This window comes from Bradyrhizobium sp. CCBAU 051011, assembly GCF_009930815.1.
Taxonomy (GTDB): domain Bacteria; phylum Pseudomonadota; class Alphaproteobacteria; order Rhizobiales; family Xanthobacteraceae; genus Bradyrhizobium.
On record NZ_CP022222.1, the window covers coordinates 5131955 to 5153089 of the forward strand.

Below are 21135 nucleotides of genomic sequence, written 5' to 3' on the forward strand. Positions count from 1 at the left end.
CCCGGCGGCACCACCCTTCTCGACGAATCCGCCTCACAAGGCGAACATGCCAGGCGTTCGCCCGATGCGAACGTCGGTGGGAGCGATGCCGGCATGAATGCAGCTTCCAGCCCTGGCCCGGCTCTGCTGGAAGTGCGGGGCATGAGCAAGAGTTTTGGCACGCTGCGCGCCCTGCAGGCGGTGGATTTCACCTTGCGGGCCGGCGAAATCCACGCGCTGCTCGGCGAGAACGGCGCAGGCAAGTCCACTTTGATCAAGGCCGTGACGGGCGTCTTCCCACGTGACGCCGGTATTGTCAGGCTCGGCGGCGCCGAGGTGGCGCCACGCTCGGCCAAGGCCGCGGTCGATGCGGGGATTGCGACCGTCTATCAGGAGGTCAATCTGCTCCAAAACCTGTCGGTGGCGCAAAACCTCTATCTCGGCAGGCAGCCGACGCGGTTCGGCCTGGTGCGCGAGGCCGAGATGCGCCGCCGCGCCACCGCGCTGCTCGCGGAATTCGATCTGCATATCGATGTCGCCGAGCCGCTGGGAAACTATTCGGTCGCGGTGCAGCACATCGCGGCAATTGCGCGTGCCGTCGACCAGTCGGCACGCGTGCTGATCCTCGACGAGCCGACAGCGAGCCTCGATCGCCACGAGGTGGAAATCCTCTTCGCCGTGATGCGCAAGCTCGCTACGCGCGGGATCGGCGTCATCTTCGTCACGCATTTCCTCGATCAGGTCTACGAGATCTGCGACCGTATCACGGTGCTGCGCAACGGCCGGCTGATCGGCGAGCGGACCACCGGCGAATTGCCGCGGATCGAATTGATCCGCATGATGCTCGGTCGCGAGCTTGCCGAGACGACGAGTGAGCGCGCGGCAGCGCAGGCGCGGCAGGTAGGGGAGACCTGCGCGCGTTTCGAGGACTACGGCAAGGCCGGCTATGTCACACCATTCAATCTTGAGCTTCGTCGCGGCGAGGTGGTTGGGCTGGCCGGCCTGCTGGGGTCGGGCCGCACCGAGACTGCACGGCTGGTGTTTGGCGCCGAGCGCGCCGACAGCGGCAGCGCGACGGTCGAAGGCAAGCCGGTCCGGCTGCAATCGCCGCGTGATGCCGTCGCCCATGGCTTCGGCTATTGCCCGGAAGAGCGCAAGACCGACGGCATCATTGCCGATCTCACCGTGCGCGAAAACATCGTGCTGGCGCTGCAGGCCAAGCGCGGCCTCGCAAAACCGCTGTCTCGCGCCGAGCAGGACGAGATCGCCATGCGTTTCATCCGGATGCTCGACATTCGCCCGCCGGAGCCGGAGCGGCCGATCGGGTTGTTGTCCGGCGGCAACCAGCAGAAGGTGCTGCTCGCCCGCTGGCTCGCCACCGCGCCGCGCGTTCTGGTGCTGGACGAGCCGACCCGCGGCATCGATGTCGGCGCTCACGCCGAGATCATTCGCCTGATCCGCGAACTCTGCGACGACGGCCTCGCGCTCCTGGTGATTTCCTCCGAGCTCGATGAGATCGTGACCTATTCCGATCGGGTAATCGTGCTGCGCGATCGCGCCCATGTTGATGAGCTGGAAGGGGAAGCCATCGACGTCTCCAATATACTGGCGGCGATTGCCGCCGGTGCGGAAGCCGGGCAAGCATGATGCCAGGACTGTTGCAAAGACTGCTGCAAAGCCGAGGCCTTGCCCAGATCGTCGCCTTGCTGGTGATCCTTGCAATTGACCGGGCCGTCTCGCCGCAATTCTTCGATTTGCGGATGCAGGACGGACGGCTGTTCGGCAGCCTGATCGACGTCCTCAACCGCGGCGCACCCGTCGCGCTGCTGGCGCTCGGGATGGTGCTGGTTATCGCGACGCGGGGCATCGACCTGTCGGTGGGTGCGGTGATGGCTATATCAGGCGCCATTGCCGCCAGTCTCGCCGACGCGTACGGCCTGCCGCTCGCGCTCGCCGCCGCGCTCGGCGCCGGGTTGTTGTGCGGGCTGTGGAATGGCTTCCTTGTTGCGGTGCTCGGCATCCAGCCGATCGTCGCGACCCTGATCCTGATGGTGGCGGGACGCGGCGTCGCGCAGCTCATTACCGAGGGGCGGATCGTCACCTTCACCGCGCCCGATCTTGTCTGGCTCGGCAATGGCGCCGTGCTCGGTGTGCCGACGCCGGTCGCGGTCGTGCTGGGCATGCTGATCATCACCGGCGCGGTGGTCCGTGGCTCGGCGCTCGGTCTGTTGATCGAGGCGACCGGCGGCAACGCAAGGGCGAGCGAACTGGCCGGCATTGGCACGCGCGCGATGATCCTCGCGGTCTATGTCTGGTGCGGCCTGTGCGCGGCGCTCGCCGGCGTGATCGCCGCCGCCGACATCATGGGCGCCGACGCCAACAATGCCGGGCTCTGGCTCGAACTCGACGCCATTCTGGCGGTCGTGATCGGCGGCACCTCGCTGTTCGGCGGACGCTTCAGCCTGATACTGGCAATGGTCGGTGCGCTGATCATCCAGGCGATGAACACCGGCATTCTGCTGTCGGGCTATCCGCCGGAGTTCAATCTCCTCGTGAAGGCGGCCGTCGTGCTTGTCGTCCTGCTGCTGCAATCGCCGCGCTTCGCCAATGCCGGGGCCGTGCTGGGGAGGACGCGCCAATGAGAGGGCTGCCGCCGGTTGCGATCACGGCCATTGTCTTCGTCGTCGGATTTGCGCTCTGTACGGTGCAATTCCCCAATTTCGCGTCTACCCGGGTGGCGGCCAATCTGCTGACCGACAATGCCTTCCTCGGCATCGTCGCCACCGGCATGACGTTTGTGATTATTTCCGGCGGCATCGACCTGTCGGTCGGTTCGGTGATCGGCTTCACCACCGTGTTCGTCGCGCTGGCGATCGAGCGCCTCGGCGTGCCGCCGCTGGTCGCTTTCGCCGCAATTCTGCTGCTGTGCGCCGCCTTTGGCGCGGCCATGGGTGCCATCATCCATTTCTTCGACATGCCGCCTTTCATCGTCACGCTGGCCGGCATGTTCCTCGCCCGTGGCGCCAGCTTCCTGATGTCGACGGAATCGACGCCGATATCAGCGCCGCTCTATTCGACGGTGTCGGATTTCGCGCTGCGACTGCCCGGGGGAGGCCGGCTCACCGCCATCGCCCTCATCATGCTTGCGGTGGTCGCGGCCGGAGCGGTGCTGCTGCACTTCACCCGCTTCGGGGCCAACGTCTACGCGCTTGGCGGCAGCCGGGCGACCACGGCGCTGATGGGCATTCCGGTCGGATCGATGACGGTGCGCATCTATATGCTGTCGAGCGTGCTTGCCGGGCTCGCCGGCATCGTGTTCTCCTTCTACACGGCGGCGGGCTATTCCCTGTCGGCCGTCGGCGTCGAACTCGATTCGATCGCGGCCGTGGTGATCGGAGGCACCCTGCTGACCGGTGGCCAGGGCTCGGTGGTCGGCACATTGCTCGGCGTGCTGATTCAGGGCCTGATCCAGACCTACATCAATTTCGATGGAACCCTGTCGAGCTGGTGGACCAAGATCGTGACCGGTATCCTGCTTTTCGCTTTCATCGCCTTGCAGCAGGCCATGCTCGGCATCGCCCGCCGCGCCGGCTCCCGCAAGGCAGGAGTCCTGAAATCATGACCTCCCGGCTTGTCGTCATCCCGACGCGGCGTGCGCACTCCAACCACGCCGAGGTTGCCCGCAGCATCGGCATCGACATCATCGCCGGCCGTTACGCCGAGGGCGTCCGCCTGCCTGGCGATGCCGAACTCACGGCGATGTTCGGCGTGTCGCGGCCGGTCTTGCGTGAGAGTGTTAAAACGCTGGTGGCCAAGGGCCTGCTCACCACCAAGGCGCGGGTCGGCACCGTGGTGCGCGAGCGTGGCGCCTGGAACATGTTCGACGCCGATGTGCTGGCCTGGCATCTCGATGCCGGCATCGACCGGCGCTTTCTCAACGATCTCGCCGAGATTCGCCTGGCGGTCGAGCCGCGCGCCGCCGCGCTCGCAGCGGCCCGCCGGTCGGAAGCCGACATCGCCGAACTCAATCGGAGCATGGAGCGGATGCGGCGCGAGGCGTCCGACTCCGTTGGTTTTGCCGATGGTGATCTTGCCCTGCATCTGGCCGTCGCCAACGCGTCCGGCAATCTGTTCATGCGCTCGATCGGCAATGTCATCGAGGCGGCGTTGCGCGCCTCGTTCCTGCTCAGCGCGCCGGTGGAGACACAGGATCGAGAGACGGTGCTGCTGTGGCATCAGCGGATTGTCGATGCGATCGCGAGCGGCGATGCCGAGGCGGCGACCGCGGCCATGGCCGAGGTGATCTATAATGGGCTGCGGCGCCACGAGGGGACACCGGCATCATCCGGGGCCGCGCCTGCGGTCCCTGCAGCCGAGCCTGGAGCGCAATCATGAGCCCGCTTCGCGTCGCCATCGTGGGTTTCGGCAAAATCGCGCGCGACCAACACGTGCCGGCGATTGCTGCGACTGACGGCGTGGAGCTGGTTGCCATCGCCAGCCGCAATGCGTCGCTATCAGGCGTGCCGCATGCGGCGACGCTCGATGAGCTCCTGCGCGACGGTCCGCCGATCGACGCCGTGGCGCTATGCACGCCGCCGCAGGTTCGGCACGCCCAGGCAGCGATGGCGCTTGCCGCAGGCAAGCACGTGATGCTGGAAAAGCCGCCGGGCGCCACGGTCGCCGAAATCAGGCCGTTGACGGTTGCAGCCACCGCTGCGCAGCGCACGCTGTTTGCCACGTGGCACTCGCGCTTTGCCTCGGCCGTCGAGCCGGCGCGGCAATTGCTGGCGGGCCGGAAGGTCATTTCAGTGAAGATCACGTGGAAGGAAGACGTGCGGGTCTGGCATCCGGGACAGGCGTGGATCTTCGAGGCGGGCGGGCTCGGCGTGTTCGATCCCGGCATCAACGCGCTCTCGATCCTGACGCGAATTCTGCCGCAGCCGTTGTTCGTAACCTCGGCTGACCTCGCGTTTCCCGCCAACCGCGACGCGCCGATCGCGGCCAACCTTGCGCTCTGCGATGCAGAGGGGCTGAAGATCGCGGCCGAATTCGACTTCCTCCAGACCGGCCCGCAGAGCTGGGACATCGATCTCGAAACCGATGGCGGTCCGGTCACGCTGTCCATGGGCGGGGCAAGGCTGAGGGCAGGGGGCGCGCAACTCGTCGATGCCGCGGACGCCGAATATGCCGGGCTCTACCGCCGCTTCCGCGAACTGACTGCAACCGGCGAGAGCGACGTCGATCTCGCGCCGTTGCAACTCGTCGCCGACGCGTTCCTGCTGGGCCGGCGCCGCACGGTCGAGCCATTCGAGGACGCGACATGAGCGGTCCGTCCGTCTCTCGCGCGCTGCGTTCCCGCTTCGGCGTCCTGCCTGACGGCAGCGAGGTCGAGCGCATCGTCCTGCAATGGGATGGCGGACTGGAAGCACGCCTCATCACCTATGGAGCGAGCCTGCAGGCGTTGCTGGTGCCGGATATCGCCGGACGTCCCGACGACATCGTGCTCGGTCATGACACGTTCGAAGGATATCTGGCCCGCCGGCAGTTCTTCGGTGCGACGGTCGGGCGCTACGCCAACCGCATCGCCGGTGCGCGCTTTGTGCTCGACGGCGCCAACGTGCAGCTCGCGGCCAATAACGGGGCCAATGCGTTGCATGGCGGGCTGGAGGGTTTCGATCGCCGTAACTGGCGCATTGTCCGGATCGATGATGGAGATCAGCCGGCCGTGACGCTGGCCTATACCAGCGCCGATCGCGAGGAGGGCTATCCCGGCACGCTGGATGTGGAGGTAACCTGGCGCCTCAGCGGACCGATGGAACTCTCCCTCGACATGACCGCGCGAACCGATCGCCCCACCGTGGTCAATCTCACCAACCACAGTTTTTTCAATCTGTCCGGCGCACGCTCGGCCCGGCAAATTCTTGACCATCATCTCACCGTGGCGGCGGATCATTTCCTCGCCATTGATGCCGGCGCGATCCCGCTACCGCAGCCACCTATGGCGGTGGCCGGCACGCCATTCGACTTCCGTGCAGGGAATGAGATCGGCGCGCGGATTCGCGACGACCATCCGCAGCTCCGCGTTGGCCGCGGCTACGATCATAATTTTTGCCTCGCGCCGCCAGGCGGCGAACCTCGCTTCGCGGCGCGGCTAGCGGCGCCTGCGTCCGGACGGGTACTTGAACTGTTCACCAACCAGCCCGGCCTGCAGGTCTATTCCGGAAACTTTCTCGACGGCTCCACCGGCGGAAAGGGCGGTCGCCTGTATCGCCAATCCGACGCCATCTGCCTCGAGCCGCACGTCTGGCCCAATACGCCCAATCGGCCCGACTTCCCGACAGCACGACTTACGCCCGGCGAAGTCTATCGTCACACCACGTCGTACCGCTTTACACACGCGATCCCCGGCGCAATCGGGACACAATCCGAGGTAGAGTTGCCCGGAAGGAGCGGGCGATGATTGGTGGTCACAGGATGGAAGAGCTGCCGACGGCCGTTCTCTGCAGCGAGCGGTGCCATCTTGGCGAGGGACCGACCTACGACGCCGCCACCGACACGGCCTGGTGGTTCGATATCCTCGGGCGCCGGCTGTTCGAGGCGCGGCTCGACACCGGGCAGACCACCATCCATTCGCTCGGCGTGATGGGCAGCGCGCTTGGGCGGATCGATGCGCATCGCCAGCTCCTCGTCGCCGACGACGGCCTCTATATCCGCGAGCCTGCGAATGGAGCGATGGCGCTGTACCGTCCGCTCGAAGCCGACAACGCCGCCACGCGCTCGAACGATGCAAGGGTGCATCCGTCCGGCACCTTCTGGATCGGCACCATGGGCCGCAACGCCGAGCGGGGGCTGGGCGCCATCTATGCGCTGCATCGCGGCGAGCTGTCGCAGCTCTACGACCACATCTGGATTCCGAACGCGATCTGCTTCTCGCCGGACGGGACTATCGGCTACTTCGCCGACACCGGAAAGAACGTGTTGTTCCGCGTCGAGCTCGATCCGGCGACCGGCCTGCCGCGTGGCGAGCCCGCCGCGCTGGTCACGCGCCGGAACGGCGGCGGCATCGACGGCGCGGTCGTCGATGCCGAGGGCCTGATCTGGAACGCGCGCTGGGGCGGCGGCTGCATTGACGTCTACAGCCCGGAAGGCGTGCATCTGCGCACGATCCGCGTTCCGGCGCGGCAATCGAGCTGCCCCGCTTTTGTCGGCCAGGATCTCTCGCGTCTGCTGGTTACCTCGGCCTGGCAGGGAATGGCTGAGGACGCCAAGCGGGCCGATCCCGACCATGGTCGCACCTTTGTGCTCGATGTCGCCGTGCGCGGCCGCGCCGAACCGGACGTCAAACTTGCGACCGGTTGATGGAGGAGACGAAGCGCGGCACAAGCGCGAAAGACCAAGCGAGTTTCAAGAACCGCAGTTCAGCGGTCCGACAATCCAGGGAACCAAAGATCCTCTGATATCAAGGGAGTGAAGCATGACTAGTCTGAAGACCACATTGTCGGCGCTTGCGCTGGCGGCAACCATGGCCGCAACGGCGGTGACCGGCGCTTTCGCCCAGAGCAAGGGAACCGTCGGCATTGCCATGCCGACAAAATCTTCGGCGCGCTGGATCGACGACGGCAATAACATCGTCAAGATCCTTAAAGAGCGCGGCTACGGCACCGACCTGCAATATGCCGAGGACGATATTCCAAACCAGCTCTCCCAGGTCGAGAACATGGTGACCAAGGGCGCCAAGGTGCTGGTGATCGCGGCAATCGACGGCACCACGCTGTCCGACGTGCTGAAACAGGCCAAGGCCAAGGGGATCATCGTGATCGCCTATGACCGGTTGATCCGCGACACGCCCAATGTCGATTACTACGCCACCTTCGACAATTTCCAGGTCGGGGTACTGCAGGCCCAATCGATTGAGCAGGCGCTGGGCTTGAAGGAAGGCAAGGGCCCCTTCAACATCGAATTGTTCGGCGGCTCGCCGGACGACAACAACGCCTACTTCTTCTACAACGGGTCGATGTCGGTGCTGCAGCCCTATATCGACAGCGGCAAGCTGGTGATCGGCAGCGGCCAGAAGGGCATGGACAAGGTCTCGACGCTGCGCTGGGACGGCGCCACCGCCCAGGCCCGCATGGACAACCTGCTGAGCGCGTTCTACGGCCGCAAGCGGGTCGATGCCGTGCTCTCGCCCTATGACGGCCTCTCCATCGGCATTCTCTCGTCGCTGAAGGGCGTCGGCTATGGCAGCGGCAACATGGCGATGCCAATCGTGAGCGGCCAGGACGCCGAGGTGCCGTCGATCAAGTCGATGCTGCGCGGCGAGCAATATTCGACCATCTTCAAGGATACCCGCGATCTCGCCAAGGTTACTGCCGACATGGTCGACGCCGCGCTCAGCGGCAAGGAAGTGACCGTCAACGACACCAAGACCTACAACAACGGCGTCAAGGTGGTCCCTTCCTATCTCCTGAAGCCGGTCGTCGTCGACAAGAGCAACTGGGAGAAGGTGCTGATCGACAGCGGCTACTACAAGAAGTCGCAGATTAACTAAGCGGAACGGCGGCGCCGGCGATGGCTGGCGCCGCCGATGGCAGCGGTTGAGACAAGGGATGCGATGGCGCGATGACCGCAATTCTCGAAATGCGCGGCGTGAGCAAGAGCTTTGCCGGGGTGCAGGCCCTGCGAGATGTCAACTTCACGGTGGAGGCGGGCCAGATCCACGCGCTGGTCGGCGAGAACGGTGCCGGCAAGTCGACCCTGATGAAGGTTCTGAGCGGCGTCTATCCCTATGGCGACTATGAAGGCAGCATCATCTTCGACGGCGAGGAGCGGCGCTTTCGCGACATCAATGATTCCGAAGCGCTCGGCATCATCATCATTCACCAGGAACTGGCGCTGATTCCGCTGATGTCGATCGCGGAGAACATCTTTCTGTCGCATCCGCCGTCACGCCTCGGTGTGATCGACCGCGACACCGTCTACCGCCGGACCCAGGAATTGATCGCCCAAGTCGGCCTTACCGAGATGCCCGATACACTGGTGACGGATCTCGGCGTCGGCAAGCAGCAATTGGTCGAGATCGCCAAAGCCCTGTCCAAGCGGGTGCGACTGCTCATTCTCGACGAGCCGACCGCCAGCCTGAACGAGAATGACAGCGCGGCGCTGCTGGATCGTTTGCTGGCGTTCCGCGCCCAGGGCATCGCCTCGATTCTGATCTCGCACAAATTGTCCGAGGTCGCCCGCGTCGCCGACCGGATCACGGTGCTGCGCGACGGCCGCACGGTCGACAGCATCGATTGCCGAGCTGAGACGGTGGAAGAGGACCGGATCATCCGCAGCATGGTCAATCGCGACCTTGCTCATCGTTTTCCGCAGCGCACCGCCGCGATCGGCGAGCCGGTCCTCACCGTCAAGGACTGGACGGTGCATCATCCGCTGCACCGGGATCGCCGGATAATCAAGGGCGTGGATTTCGAGGTCCGGCGCGGGGAGGTGGTTGGGATCGCCGGGCTGATGGGCGCCGGCCGCACCGAATTCGCCATGAGCCTGTTCGGCCGCGCCTGGGGCGAGCGGATCAGCGGGCGTGTCTGGCTCGATGGAAGGGAAGTGAATCTATCCAGCGTGGCAGCGGCGATCGATGCCGGTCTCGCTTACGTCACCGAGGATCGCAAGGAACTTGGCCTGATCCTGGACGCCGACGTCCGCAAGAATATCACGCTGGCGAGCCTTGGGCGCGTGGCGCGGCAGGGCGTGATCGACGACATGTCCGAATTGCGCGTCGCGAGCGATTACCGCAACCGGATGCGGATCCGCTGCTCCGACGTCTATCAGGAGACCGGCCAGCTCTCCGGCGGCAACCAGCAGAAGGTGGTGCTGTCGAAATGGCTGATGACCGATCCGAAAGTATTATTCCTCGACGAGCCGACGCGCGGCATCGACGTCGGGGCAAAGTACGAAATCTATTGTATCATCAACGAGCTTGCCGAGGCGGGCAAGGGGGTGGTGATGATCTCGTCGGAAATGCCGGAACTGCTCGGCGTCTGCGACCGCATCCTGGTGATGAATGACGGCGCCTTCGTCGGTGAATTCGCCGCCGCCGAGGCCACCCAGGAAAGGATCATGCGCGCTATCATGCGCAACAAGGAAATGGACAAGAAGGTACTTCAGGGAGATTTGCAGCCATGACCGACAAGGCGGTTGCGCTGCCCGGGCACACCGGCTTCATCAAGAACAATCTGCGCAACTACGGCATGCTGCTGTCGCTGTTTGCGATCATGCTGTTCTTCCAGGTCATGACCGACGGCACGCTGCTGCAGCCGCTCAACCTGACCAATCTGGTGCTGCAGAACAGCTACATCGTGATCATGGCGCTCGGCATGCTCCTGATCATCGTCACCGGCCATATCGACCTCTCGGTCGGCTCAGTGGCGGGCTTCGTCGGCGCCGTCGCCGCGGTGCTGATGGTGCGCTATCATGTGGCCTATCCGCTGGCCTTCCTTGCCTGCCTCTTGGTGGGCGCGCTGATCGGCGCCGCGCAGGGCTATTGGGTTGCCTATTTCAAGATCCCGTCCTTCATCGTGACGCTGGCCGGCATGCTGGTGTTCAAGGGCCTTGCGCTCGCGATTCTGGCGGGGCAGTCGGTCGGACCGTTTCCGCCGACCTTCCAGAAATTGTCGTCCGGGTTCATTCCCGAACTGTTTCCCGGCGCCGGCACGCTTTATCCGACCTCGCTGTTGATCGGGGCCGTGCTGGCGGTGGCGCTGGTCTATACCAGCGCCAAGAGCCGGGCGCGGCAGGCCTCGCATGGCATCGAGGTCGAGCCCTTTGGGTTCTTCGTCGCCAAGAGCGCGGTGCTGTTCGCCGTGATCGTGTTCTTCGCCGGCCTGATCGCCTCGCATCGCGGCCTGCCCAACGTGCTTGTCATCATGACGGCGCTGATCGCGCTCTATGGCTTCGTCACTACCCGCACCGTGATTGGCCGTCACATCTACGCCATCGGCGGCAACGCCAGGGCGGCCAGCCTATCCGGCATCAAGACCGAACGGCTGACGTTTCTGACCTTTGTCAACATGGGGGTGCTGGCGGCACTCGCGGGTCTCGTGTTCGCCGCCCGGCTCAATACCGCGACGCCGAAGGCAGGCGCCGGCTTCGAGCTCGATGTCATTGCGGCCTGCTTTATCGGCGGAGCATCGGCCTATGGCGGCGTCGGCAAGGTTGGTGGCGCCGTGATCGGCGCCATGATCATGGGCGTCATGAACAACGGCATGTCGATCCTCGGCATCGGCATCGACTACCAGCAGGTGATCAAGGGCCTGGTGCTGCTCGGCGCCGTCTGCCTCGACGTCTATAACCAGCGGCGATAGGGCGGCTGGCGGCTAGAGCAGGATGAGATGAGGTTGGGGCCGTGACGACGGACCATCTCGGACCCCGGACGCAAGCGGCCAAAGTGCTGCGGACCGAGGCCGATTCTACTTTGCATGGGGTTGTTTTCGCGATTTTGTGTCCGCATCCTGCGGTGTACCGCCGAAGAGTATCTGCACTGCGTCCGGACACGAGATCGTGCTTCGCACTAACGGCGAATCGATTCCGACTCCACCTCATCCCGATCTAGGCGGCTGCCAGCTCGCGCTTGGCGAACTCGCACGTCTCGAGACGCGCGACGAGTGCCGCCAGTGATGATCGAGACGGCATAGCCGCGCTTGCGGTTGCGGATTGCGATCAAGGGAAGGATGAAGTCCCGCAGCCCCGCCTGCACCGTCTCGCGGTCGCGCCGCCGCACGGCCGCGTAGAACTTGGTCGAGAACCCCGGGACGAAATTGAATACCGCAGAGGAATAGGTGGTGACGCCCATTTCCAGATAGGGTAGCGCAAAGGTCTCGGCGGTCGGCAGCCCACCGATATAGGTCAGCCGGTCGCCCATCCGCAGATGGATTCGGGTCATCAGTTCGATGTCGCCGATGCCGTCCTTATAACCAACCAGGTTGGGGCAGCGCTGGCACAATCTCTCCAGCGTATCCTCGTTCAGGATCGCATTATCGCGGTTGTAGACGATGACGCCGAGCTTGGTTGAGTTGCACACCGCCTCGACGTGGGCGGCCAGCCCCTCCTGTTCGGAGAAGACCAGATAGGGTGGCAGCAGCAGCAAACCGTCGGCACCTGCCGCCTCGACTCCAATGGCAAGTTGCGTCGCCATCGCCGTACCGTAACCGACGCCGGCGAGCACGGGCACGCGTCCCCTGGTTTCGTCCACCGCCGTTGCCACCACCTTCAGGACTTCGGCCGGGCTCAGCGAGAAGAATTCGCCGGTGCCGCCGGCGGCGAAGAGACCTGCCACCTCGTAGCCGCACAGCCACTCCAGATTGGAGCGGTAGCGGGCTTCGTCGAACGCGTTGTCGGGCCGAAATGGCGTGACGGGGAACGACAGCAGGCCATTGCCGATCTGGCTGGCCATCTCCTTGGGGGTCATCCTGCTCATGATCTGATCCTTCAGCGGCTTGCGCTGAAGGATTAATGCAAGAGGGTCACAGATGGAGACCAATCACTGTATCGATCGATCCATTGATTGGATCGAGCCCGCCTGAGCGGCGAGGCCGCGGGCGATGCCGGCAATGACGGGAAGAAGCGGGTTGTCGTTGTCGCCGCGCCAAACAAAGAACAATTCGGCCGGCCGCTGCCACTGCATCAGCACGGGCCGCAGCACCACGCCGCTGAAGCGCAGGTTCAGCGCGGTTTCGGGGACCAACGCCACGCCGACGCCGGAATGCACCATGGCGAGGATCGAATGGATCTGGGCAAGGTGCTGCACGTAATTCGGCACCAGGCTTGCGCGTGAGAACAACTCGACCAGGAGATCGTGGAAGTAGCGTGCTTCATAGGGCTCGTACATGATGAAGGGCTCGCTCGCGAGGTCCTCCAGGCGTAGTTGGTCTGCCTGCGCCAGAGGATGGCCGCCCGGCAAAGCCGCGACCAGCGTCTCTGCCGTCACGCGGAAGGCGTCAAGGCCGCCACGCGGAATCGGCGGGCGAAGCAGGCCGATATCGATCTCGCCGGAATCGAGCCGCTTGAGCTGGTCGCTGGAGACCATTTCCTTCAGCGATATTTCGACATCGGGCAGTTCACGCCGGCAGGCCGCAACCAGCGCCGGCACGTAGCTGTAGGCCGATGTCGCCGTGAAGCCGATATTGATCGATCCGGCCTTGCCGCTTGCCATCCGCCGGGCCAACACGGCTGCGCTTTCGGCCAGCTTGAGCAGATGCCGCGCATCTACCAGAAACCGGTGCCCGGCGGGCGTCAGCCGGACGGCGCGGTTGCTGCGCTCCAGAAGCGTCACTTCAAGGACGCGTTCGAGAATCTGGATCTGACGGCTGAGCGGCGGCTGCGTCATGTTCAGCCGCAACGCCGCACGCCCGAAATGCAGTTCTTCTGCAACTGCAACGAAGCAACGCAACTGGCTCAATTCAAACATGAAACCCGCATTTTCGACGTGAGACGAGGGACCGGTGACCGGCCGGATGTCCTGCTTCTATAGGCTGAGACACGGCCGATCCATCCAAAAAAGGTATCGACCTATCCGCAGACTAGTTCATGGGCGAGCTAGCCCATGACCTATCATTCTCCCAACGCAGCCTCGAAGGCTTGCAGCCTGCCGGTGAAACGGCGGGAACGCGCTGAACTGCGCTTTGAAACGGAGGAAATACCGATGTCTATGCCATCTCTCGCCCGGGCGATCGCCGCCGCTGTCCTTTCAGTGTCGATATGTGTCCTGGCGCCAAGCGGGGCCGTGGCTCAGAATTTCGAGCGGCCGGTGCGGCTGATCGTGCCGTTTGCTCCGGGTGGCACCTCGGACATCCTGGCCCGCCTGATCGGCCCGAAGCTATCCGCTGCCATCGGGCAGTCGGTCGTGGTCGAGAACAAGCCCGGTGCCGCAGGCAATCTTGGCGCCGACGCCGTCGCCAAGGCGCAGCCTGACGGTCACACTTTGTTGCTGATGGATGTCGGATCGCTGGCTACGGCGCCGAGCCTGTTCTCCGATCTCACTTTCGACGTTGAGAAGGACCTCGCGCCCATTTCCATGGTGATGTTCGGCCCCTACGTCCTGGCCGTCCATGAATCGGTGCCGGCGAAGTCAACGAAGGAACTGATCGAATACGCCAAGGCCAACCCGAACAAGCTTACCATCGCCAATTCGGGCGTCGGTGGCGCCACCCACATCACGGCAGTGGCGATGGCGAAGCAACTCGGGATTCAGTGGAAGAACGTTCCCTACAAGGGCGGGGCAGCCGCCTCGCGCGCCGTCGTTTCCGGAGAGAGCGGCGTGATCATCAACGGCGCTATCGCAACCATGCCGTTCGTGTTGAACAAGCAGCTCACCGGACTTGCGGTCACCGGGGAGCAGCGGCTGGCGTCGGCTCCCGATCTGCCGACCTTCAAGGAGGCGGGCCTGCCCGGCGGCGACGCCGGGACCTGGCAGGGCATCCTGACGACGGGCGGAACGCCGCCCGCCATGGTCGCGCGATTGAGCGCTGAAATCCGCAAGATCCTGGCAGAGCCCGAAATTCAGCAGAAGATCGCCGAGCAGGGCGGCGTCGTGAAGGCCCAATCGCCGGAGGAATTCCGCAACTGGCTGAAGGATGCCACGGCTCGTTGGGGCACCATCATCCGTGAGGCTGGCATCAAGGGTAGCTGAGGCGGGCCGATGACGCGTTCCCGGATCGACCTTCAGGACCTGCTGTTCGGCCTGTTTCTGGTGGCGGTGGCGGCGGGTACGCTCGTCGCCACGCGCAACCTGACGGTCGGTCACGCCGCCGATATGGGGCCGGGCTACATGCCTCCCGTTGTCGCGCTCGCGCTGATGGGCTTCGGTCTCTTCTTTACTGGGCGCGGGCTCTGGCGCATGCGCGTCGGCATCGCGCCGGTTCAGTTGCGGCCGCTGCTGGCGATCCTGGCGTCTGTCGGCGTTTTCGCGCTGACAGCCGAGCGCCTCGGCCTCGCCATCGCTTCCGTCGTCACCGTGATCCTCGCCAGCCTCGCCACGCGAGAAGGGCGGGTCGTCGAGACGGTGGCGTTTGCCGTCCTGCTTTCGGGTGCGGCGGTGCTTCTGTTCGTCAAGTTGCTGGGCCTGCCGATCCCGATCTGGCCCCGCTAGGCCGGCGCGATTTCAGGCAACGCATATGGATCTCTTCAACAATCTGCTGATGGGCCTTTCGACGGCCCTCGAACTCAACAATCTCCTGTTCTGCCTGATCGGCGTGGTCATCGGGACCGCGATCGGCGTGCTGCCCGGCATCGGTCCGATTCCGACAGTGGCGTTGCTGTTACCCTTCACCTTCGGCCTGTCGCCCCCGAGCGCCATGATCATGCTGGCCGGCATCTTCTACGGCGCGCAGTATGGCGGCTCGACCACCGCCATCCTGGTCAATGTGCCGGGCGAGACGTCGTCGGTCGTCACCTGTATCGACGGTCACGAGATGGCCAAGCAGGGCAAGGCGGGAACCGCGCTCGCCATTGCGGCCATCGCTTCGTTCTTTGCCGGCACGATGGCGACGATCGTGATTGCCGTCCTGAGCGTACCGTTGTCGGTGCTGGCGCTTAAATTCACCGCGGTCGAATATTTCAGTCTCCTCGTGCTCGGCCTGATCGCCGCGGTCGTCCTCGCGCACGGTTCGGTCGCCAAATCGCTGGCGATGGTGCTGCTGGGGCTGTTGCTCGGCCTCGTCGGAATCGACGTCTCCTCGGGCGTCGCGCGCATGACCTTCGGCATTGCCGCGCTGTCGGACGGACTTGATTTCGTGCCGATCGCGATGGGCCTGTTTGGGCTCGGCGAGATCATCGCCAACCTTGAGAGACCCGCCGAGCGGCGCGTCGTCAGCCAGTCGATCCGCAGCCTGATTCCGAGCCGGGAGGATCTGCGGGCAGCCTTTCCGGCGATGGTGCGCGGCACGACGCTCGGCTCCGTGCTGGGCGTATTGCCTGGCGGCGGCGCCGCGCTTCCGCCGTTCTCCTCCTATGCGCTGGAGAAGAAGCTCGCGCGCGATCCCTCGCGGTTCGGCAAGGGCGCCATTGAGGGCGTCGCCGGTCCGGAGGCCGCCAACAATGCCGGCGCCCAGACCAGCTTCATTCCGCTGCTGACGCTCGGCATTCCCGCCAACGCGCTGATGGCGCTGATGATCGGCGCGCTGATGATGCAGGGCATCCAGCCCGGCCCGCAGATCATGACCGAGCAGCCCAAGCTCGTCTGGGGCGTCATCGCCAGCATGTGGGTCGGCAATCTGATGTTGCTGGTGATCAACCTCCCGTTGATCGGCCTCTGGGTCTCGATGTTGAAGATTCCCTATCGCCTGCTGTTTCCCGCTATCGTCCTGTTCTGCTGCATCGGCACTTATGGCATTGCCAACAGCCTGTTCAACGTTTGGTTGATGATGGGCTGCGCCTTGCTCGGCTATTTCTTCATCAAGATCGGCGTCGAGCCGGCGCCGCTTCTGCTTGGCCTCGTGCTCGGGCCGCAGCTTGAGGAAAATTTCCGGCGCGCGATGCTGATCGCGGACGGCGATTTCACCGTCTTTCTGTCGCGGCCGATCAGCGCGGTCATTCTCGGCGTCGTCGCCATTCTGTTGCTGGCGTTGCTGTCGCCAGCAATCCTGAAAACGCGCAAGGAAGCGCTGGCGGAGTGAATACCGGCGGTGTCAATCGTGCAATTGCCAGCGGCCGATGACTCGAAACCGCGAACTCGCATCGTCCTGACGGCATAGCGCGATGGCGTCGATCGCGAGCGTCTCGATGCCGGTTGTCGCAAACCTCTCGCGCAGCATCGCCACGACCTGCTCGCGCCGTTCCGTGGGCAGTCGTCCGGTCAGCGTCATGTGGAAGCGGAATTCCTCGAAGACATAAGGATAACCCCAGCGGTCGAGATAGTCGCGTTGCCGTGGCGTCAGCGCTGCCGGATTTCGCCGCGCGCGATCTTCCGCGTTGAGGGGAGCGCGGAACGGATCGAATGCCTTGGTCGCCTCGGCGGCAAGCATATCGAGATCTGCCGACGGTTCGGCGGGAACTATCGCAATGAACCCGCTGATCGAATTGACGATCGGCCGGATCACCGGCACCGGCCGGGCAAGATCGGCAAACAATTCGCATGCTGCGGCAAGCCGCGTTTCGGCCTTCCCGTCGCCAAGTGCGATCGGCGCCTTCAGGGTGGCGTGAAAGCCGTATTTGCGCGGATCGTGCGTCAGGTCGCGCCAATCCGATGGGAGACCATCCGGAAAGGGAAGGTCTTCGCCGCCATGGGCGTCGTAACCGAGCAGCGATGCGCCGAACTGGTCGAGCGCACTGTCGGGTGCCGAGGTGTAGTAGATTGCGTACCGGGGATAATTTGCCATTGCGCCAGAATAGAGCCGCCTTACGCGGCTGCAACCGCCTTGCGCGGAACGACGGACGAACGGACAAGACGGTTCGTCTCCGTCAGATGCACCAGCCGACCCGCGGCAATGACGGCGACTACCCGCGGCCGCAACGGCACCGCGTCATCGACGAGGATGATGTCGGCGCGCTGTCCCGCGGCGAGGGTGCCGCGATCGGCGAGGCCGGCGGCGCGCGCCGGCGCCGATGAAATCAATTGCCACGCCGCGGCCAGCGGCAGCACGCCGTCGGCCGCAAGCCGGAAGGCCGCTAATAGCTGCGCGGGATAATAATAGTCAGACGCCAGCACCGAACACAGGCCCTTGGCGATCATGTCGGATGCCCTGGTCCAGCCGGTGTGGCTGCCGCCGCGCACGACGTTGGGCGCGCCGAACACGATGAAGTCGGAGGCTGCGGCAGCGTCGCGGGCGGTTTCCTCGTTGACCGGAAATTCGGCGATGGCAACGCCCTGCGCGCGAAAAGCCTGCCGCATCGCCGGGCTTTCATCGTCATGCGAGAGCATCCGGACATCAGCCGCGCGGGCCGCCTGCGCCAGCCGGCTGATCGACGCCGGCACGTCGTGGCCGCGGCAGACCACGCTTTCCACCAGGCGGTCGAACGCCTCATTGGTGAGCCCCGTGCGCTCAACCATTCGGCTGTGTTTCAGTGGTTTGGCTAGGCTGGCGACGGTCGAGTCCATATGATCGTTGAACGCGAACAGGTCGACGCGTCCTTCCGAAAGCCAGTCGATGATCTCGCTTTCGGCGTCGAGATTGTAGGTCTCGTGGCGTAGATGAAAACGGGTGTCGGCGGCGAGTTGCGGCCGCATCTGCTCGATCGCCTCCAGCAATTTGCGCGCATTGTCTGCGCTGCGCAGGCCGGGCTCCCACGACCATGTGGTGGCGTGGTAGACGGTCGTAATCCCGTTGCTGACTGCCTGCCTGTCGCTATCGACAAGTGCTACATCGATCGGAAAATCGACGCCGGGACGCGGCATCATCTGCCGCTCGAAGGCATCGCCATGCAGATCGACAATGCCCGGTAGCACCAGCAGCCGGTTAGCGTCGATCCCGGGTGCGCCATGGCTGTTGTCCGTACCGATGGCTGCGATCTCGCGGCCGGCGATCCGCAAGCCGGTTTCGGCGATTTCATTGCCGAGCAGGGCCCGACCACCTTCGATGAACAATTCCGTCACGATGCGGCACTCTGATTGAATTGCTGATGGCGGGATGCTTCGGCCGATTGGTATTTTTCGAGAAAGCCTTCGACATCGAGCTTGCGGAAATCGGGCAGGGCGCGGCGAAGCGTCTCGTGGTCCCAGTCCCACCATGCGAGCTCCGTGAGCCGCCCGGCAATCGATTCCGGAAACCGCCGCTTGACCGGCCGGGCTGGATTGAATGACCGCGCCGTGGCCGATCCAGACGTCATGGCCGATATGGACGTGATGCTCGCGCCGCCAGGCAAAGAACTCGGCATCGTCGCTCTCGCCCGGAAAATAGCTGCTGGCGCGATAGGTGAAATGCGCCTGCGAGGCCCGATACATCGGATGATTGCCCGGGTTGATCCGCGTCATGGCCGCGATCGAACAGAACTTCCCGATCGTCGTGTAGGTGATCTGCGAGTCGTTCACGACGTAGGAATAATCGGCCATCGTGACCTCGAGCAGAATGGTCCGGGCGCCGACCTCGGTATAGGCGCCGAGCCGGCAGTTGCGCACTGACGCGGTGGGGTCGATCGTCGGTTCAGTGGAAAGCAACTTGCCGGCCATCGGTGGACGTCCATCAGCAATCGGGGAAGGGCGGTGCGCTCGTCTTCGATGCGCTTGATGACAGGATCATGACGGATGCATGACGCCGACCGCTGCTGTGGACGAACGCCGCACCGCAGCAGTCGTGTCACACAACTGTAAGATCGAGCCGCTAGCGATGCTCCACGACCGGAACTCTGGAGCACTACATGCTGGTGGTAGAAGGTTTGACGTGCCGGTTCGGCACCAAGGCCGCGGTAGACAATGCGTCATTCTCGATTCAGCCCGGCAGCTTCGTCGGCGTGATCGGCAGATCCGGCGCCGGAAAGTCTACGCTGCTTCGGATGATCAACCGTCTCGCCGAACCTTCCGAAGGCCGCATCCTGTTCGAAGACGTTGACGTGACCGCGCTGCGCGGCAGGGAGTTGCGGCAGTGGCGTGCGCGCTCGGCGATGATCTTTCAGCAGTTCAATCTGGTCGGCCGGCTCGATGTCCTGACCAATGTGCTGATGGGGCGGCTTTCGACAGTGCCGACATGGCGGTCGCTGGCGCAGCTCTGGCCCGAAGAGGACAAGGCAATTGCGATGTCGGCGCTCGAGCAATTCGACATGGCCTCGATTGCGGCGCAGCGCGCCGACCAGCTCTCGGGCGGTCAGCAGCAGCGCGTCGCGATTGCGCGTGCGCTGGTTCAGCAGCCCGCAATGATACTCGCCGACGAGCCGATCGCCTCGCTCGATCCCCGCAACACTCGGATCGTGATGGATGCGCTGCTGCGCATCAACAAGCACTTCGGAATCACGGTGGTCTGCAATCTGCATTCGCTGGATCTGGCGCGCAGCTACTGCGATCGCCTGATCGGTATGGCCTCGGGTCGAATCGTATTCGACGGCGCGCCCGCGGCGCTGACCGATCGCATAGCGCGCGAACTCTACGATCTTGAGGCAGATGAGGTGATGGGCGTTGCGCCTGAGCATGTGCCGGCCAGCGCGGCGATTCCTGCTCTCGGCACGGTTGCCGCAGCCTGAGTGCTGCGTCTGTAAATCAAGAGTGGCGCGGGACTGAAATCTCGCCAGCTTCATCACTGCGAAACAGGAGACGTCATGATAGACCGTCATATGATTTTCGCCGCAGCGGCGGCATTGGTATTCTCAGCCTCGGCTGCCACGGCTCAGGACTGGAAGGCAAAATATCCTGAATTGGTGTTCGCAAAAGTTCCTGATGAGAATGCCTCGGGCACAACCAACCGATGGACGCCTTTGGCGGAGTATCTGTCCCGCGAGCTCGGAACCAAAGTCACGCTGCGGATCGCAAACGATTATGCCGCCGTCATCGAAGGCCAGCGGGCAGGGAACATCCACATAGCGATGTATGGCCCGGCGTCCTACGCGCGCGCTTACATAATCGGTGCGAAGGTCGAGCCGTTCGCGATCGAGGTGAATGGCGACGGAACCAAAGGCTATTATTCGGTCCTCTATGTCAAAAGCGATTCGAGCTACAAGGACATCAAGGACTTGAAGGGCAAGAATCTCTGCCTTGTCGATCCCAACTCAACGTCAGGCAACAACGTCCCGCGTTTCGCGATGGACAAGATGGGTATCGACCCGGAAAAGTTCTTCTCCAAAGTAGTCTATTCGGGAAGCCATGAAAACGCGGTGATCGGACTTGCGCAGGGTACCTGCGACGCGGCGTTCAACTGGTGGAACGATGAGAAGGAGTCAAACCTGCTCCGGATGGAACGGAAGGGCATGGCGAAGGCCGCCGATTTCAAGATCATCATGAAGTCCGAACAGATTGTGAATTCGCCGATGGCGTATCTCGGAAGCCTGCCCGCCGACCTCAAGGCGGCGATCAAGAAGGCAGTGCTGGAAATTGCGGTGAAGGACAAAGCCGCTTTCGACAAGATCTACGAGGGGAAGCAGTTGCCCTTCGTCGAGGTTGATCACAAGGCCTATGAGGCTGTGATCGATCTGACCAAGTTTGTCGACAGCATTCGCAAGCAGAAATCCTGAGGGGAACGAAGG

The 21135-nt window shown here is 63.9% G+C and carries 19 protein-coding genes and 1 pseudogene; 15 read left to right on the forward strand and 5 right to left on the reverse strand.

The window, feature by feature from the left end:
- Positions 1-93: 93 nt before the first annotated feature.
- The 10 genes from ACH79_RS23915 (at position 94) to mmsB (ending at position 11339) form a co-directional block, all read left to right on the forward strand.
- Entirely contained in the window at positions 94-1626 is a 1533-nt protein-coding gene (locus tag ACH79_RS23915) for a sugar ABC transporter ATP-binding protein (protein WP_161853205.1), read from the forward strand.
- Positions 1626-2621 carry an ABC transporter permease gene (locus ACH79_RS23920; protein WP_161853206.1) on the forward strand — a complete coding sequence of 332 codons (996 nt, stop codon included), beginning with the start codon at positions 1626-1628 and terminating at the stop codon, positions 2619-2621. The genes ACH79_RS23915 and ACH79_RS23920 overlap by 1 nt, the downstream gene beginning before the upstream one ends.
- Positions 2618-3601 (forward strand): galactofuranose ABC transporter, permease protein YjfF, encoded by a 984-nt coding sequence (gene yjfF, locus ACH79_RS23925; protein ID WP_161853207.1) that lies wholly within the window; start codon positions 2618-2620, stop codon positions 3599-3601. Before ACH79_RS23920 ends, yjfF begins: the two co-directional genes overlap by 4 nt.
- Positions 3598-4374: a FadR/GntR family transcriptional regulator gene (locus ACH79_RS23930; protein ID WP_161853208.1), complete on the forward strand. Its 777-nt coding sequence runs from the start codon at positions 3598-3600 to the stop codon at positions 4372-4374. The genes yjfF and ACH79_RS23930 overlap by 4 nt, the downstream gene beginning before the upstream one ends.
- Complete coding sequence (locus ACH79_RS23935; RefSeq protein ID WP_161853209.1) at positions 4371-5303, forward strand: Gfo/Idh/MocA family protein; 933 nt, start codon at positions 4371-4373, stop codon at positions 5301-5303. The genes ACH79_RS23930 and ACH79_RS23935 overlap by 4 nt, the downstream gene beginning before the upstream one ends.
- On the forward strand, positions 5300-6439 hold the full coding sequence (locus ACH79_RS23940) for an aldose epimerase family protein (protein ID WP_161853210.1): 1140 nt from the start codon (positions 5300-5302) through the stop codon (positions 6437-6439). Before ACH79_RS23935 ends, ACH79_RS23940 begins: the two co-directional genes overlap by 4 nt.
- 14 nt (positions 6440-6453) lie before the next feature.
- Complete coding sequence (locus tag ACH79_RS23945) at positions 6454-7338, forward strand: SMP-30/gluconolactonase/LRE family protein (protein ID WP_161856522.1); 885 nt, start codon at positions 6454-6456, stop codon at positions 7336-7338.
- Positions 7339-7453: 115 nt separating this feature from the next.
- Positions 7454-8527, forward strand: coding sequence for a multiple monosaccharide ABC transporter substrate-binding protein (chvE, locus tag ACH79_RS23950; protein WP_161853211.1), 1074 nt, complete (start codon positions 7454-7456; stop codon positions 8525-8527).
- Between the two features lie 71 nt (positions 8528-8598).
- On the forward strand, positions 8599-10161 hold the full coding sequence (mmsA, locus tag ACH79_RS23955) for a multiple monosaccharide ABC transporter ATP-binding protein (protein WP_161853212.1): 1563 nt from the start codon (positions 8599-8601) through the stop codon (positions 10159-10161).
- On the forward strand, positions 10158-11339 hold the full coding sequence (gene mmsB / locus ACH79_RS23960; RefSeq protein ID WP_161853213.1) for a multiple monosaccharide ABC transporter permease: 1182 nt from the start codon (positions 10158-10160) through the stop codon (positions 11337-11339). Before mmsA ends, mmsB begins: the two co-directional genes overlap by 4 nt.
- 206 nt (positions 11340-11545) lie before the next feature.
- On the opposite strand, the gene kdgD is transcribed toward mmsB, so the two are convergent.
- Both kdgD and ACH79_RS23970 read right to left on the reverse strand, forming a co-directional pair.
- Positions 11546-12451, reverse strand: coding sequence for a 5-dehydro-4-deoxyglucarate dehydratase (gene kdgD, locus ACH79_RS23965; protein WP_161853214.1), 906 nt, complete (start codon positions 12449-12451; stop codon positions 11546-11548).
- A gap of 63 nt (positions 12452-12514) precedes the next feature.
- Positions 12515-13441 (reverse strand): LysR substrate-binding domain-containing protein, encoded by a 927-nt coding sequence (locus tag ACH79_RS23970; RefSeq protein ID WP_161853215.1) that lies wholly within the window; start codon positions 13439-13441, stop codon positions 12515-12517.
- Positions 13442-13675: 234 nt separating this feature from the next.
- Here ACH79_RS23970 and ACH79_RS23975 point away from each other — a divergent pair, with 234 nt between their 5' ends.
- The 3 genes from ACH79_RS23975 to ACH79_RS23985 are packed head-to-tail and all read left to right on the forward strand — an operon-like array spanning position 13676 to position 16646.
- Positions 13676-14662: a tripartite tricarboxylate transporter substrate binding protein gene (locus ACH79_RS23975; RefSeq protein WP_161853216.1), complete on the forward strand. Its 987-nt coding sequence runs from the start codon at positions 13676-13678 to the stop codon at positions 14660-14662.
- A gap of 9 nt (positions 14663-14671) precedes the next feature.
- A complete protein-coding gene (locus ACH79_RS23980) occupies positions 14672-15121 on the forward strand; it encodes a tripartite tricarboxylate transporter TctB family protein (RefSeq protein ID WP_161853217.1) in 450 nt (149 codons plus the stop codon).
- A 25-nt stretch (positions 15122-15146) separates the two neighbouring features.
- Entirely contained in the window at positions 15147-16646 is a 1500-nt protein-coding gene (locus ACH79_RS23985; RefSeq protein ID WP_161853218.1) for a tripartite tricarboxylate transporter permease, read from the forward strand.
- Between the two features lie 12 nt (positions 16647-16658).
- Here the strand turns inward: ACH79_RS23985 and ACH79_RS23990 are convergent, their stop codons facing one another.
- From ACH79_RS23990 to ACH79_RS24000, 3 genes and pseudogenes are all read right to left on the reverse strand, one after another.
- Positions 16659-17348, reverse strand: a complete 690-nt coding sequence (locus ACH79_RS23990; RefSeq protein ID WP_161853219.1) for a DUF1045 domain-containing protein — start codon at positions 17346-17348, stop codon at positions 16659-16661.
- 20 nt (positions 17349-17368) lie between these two features.
- Positions 17369-18562: an alpha-D-ribose 1-methylphosphonate 5-triphosphate diphosphatase gene (locus tag ACH79_RS23995; RefSeq protein ID WP_161853220.1), complete on the reverse strand. Its 1194-nt coding sequence runs from the start codon at positions 18560-18562 to the stop codon at positions 17369-17371.
- A pseudogene (locus ACH79_RS24000) lies at positions 18559-19135 on the reverse strand (chloramphenicol acetyltransferase). The gene ACH79_RS23995 and the pseudogene ACH79_RS24000 overlap by 4 nt, the downstream one beginning before the upstream one ends.
- 188 nt (positions 19136-19323) lie before the next feature.
- Between ACH79_RS24000 and phnC the strand changes: the two are divergent.
- Positions 19324-20139, forward strand: coding sequence for a phosphonate ABC transporter ATP-binding protein (gene phnC / locus ACH79_RS24005; RefSeq protein ID WP_161853221.1), 816 nt, complete (start codon positions 19324-19326; stop codon positions 20137-20139).
- Positions 20140-20214: 75 nt separating this feature from the next.
- A complete protein-coding gene (gene phnD / locus ACH79_RS24010; protein ID WP_161853222.1) occupies positions 20215-21123 on the forward strand; it encodes a phosphonate ABC transporter substrate-binding protein in 909 nt (302 codons plus the stop codon).
- Positions 21124-21135: the final 12 nt, after the last annotated feature.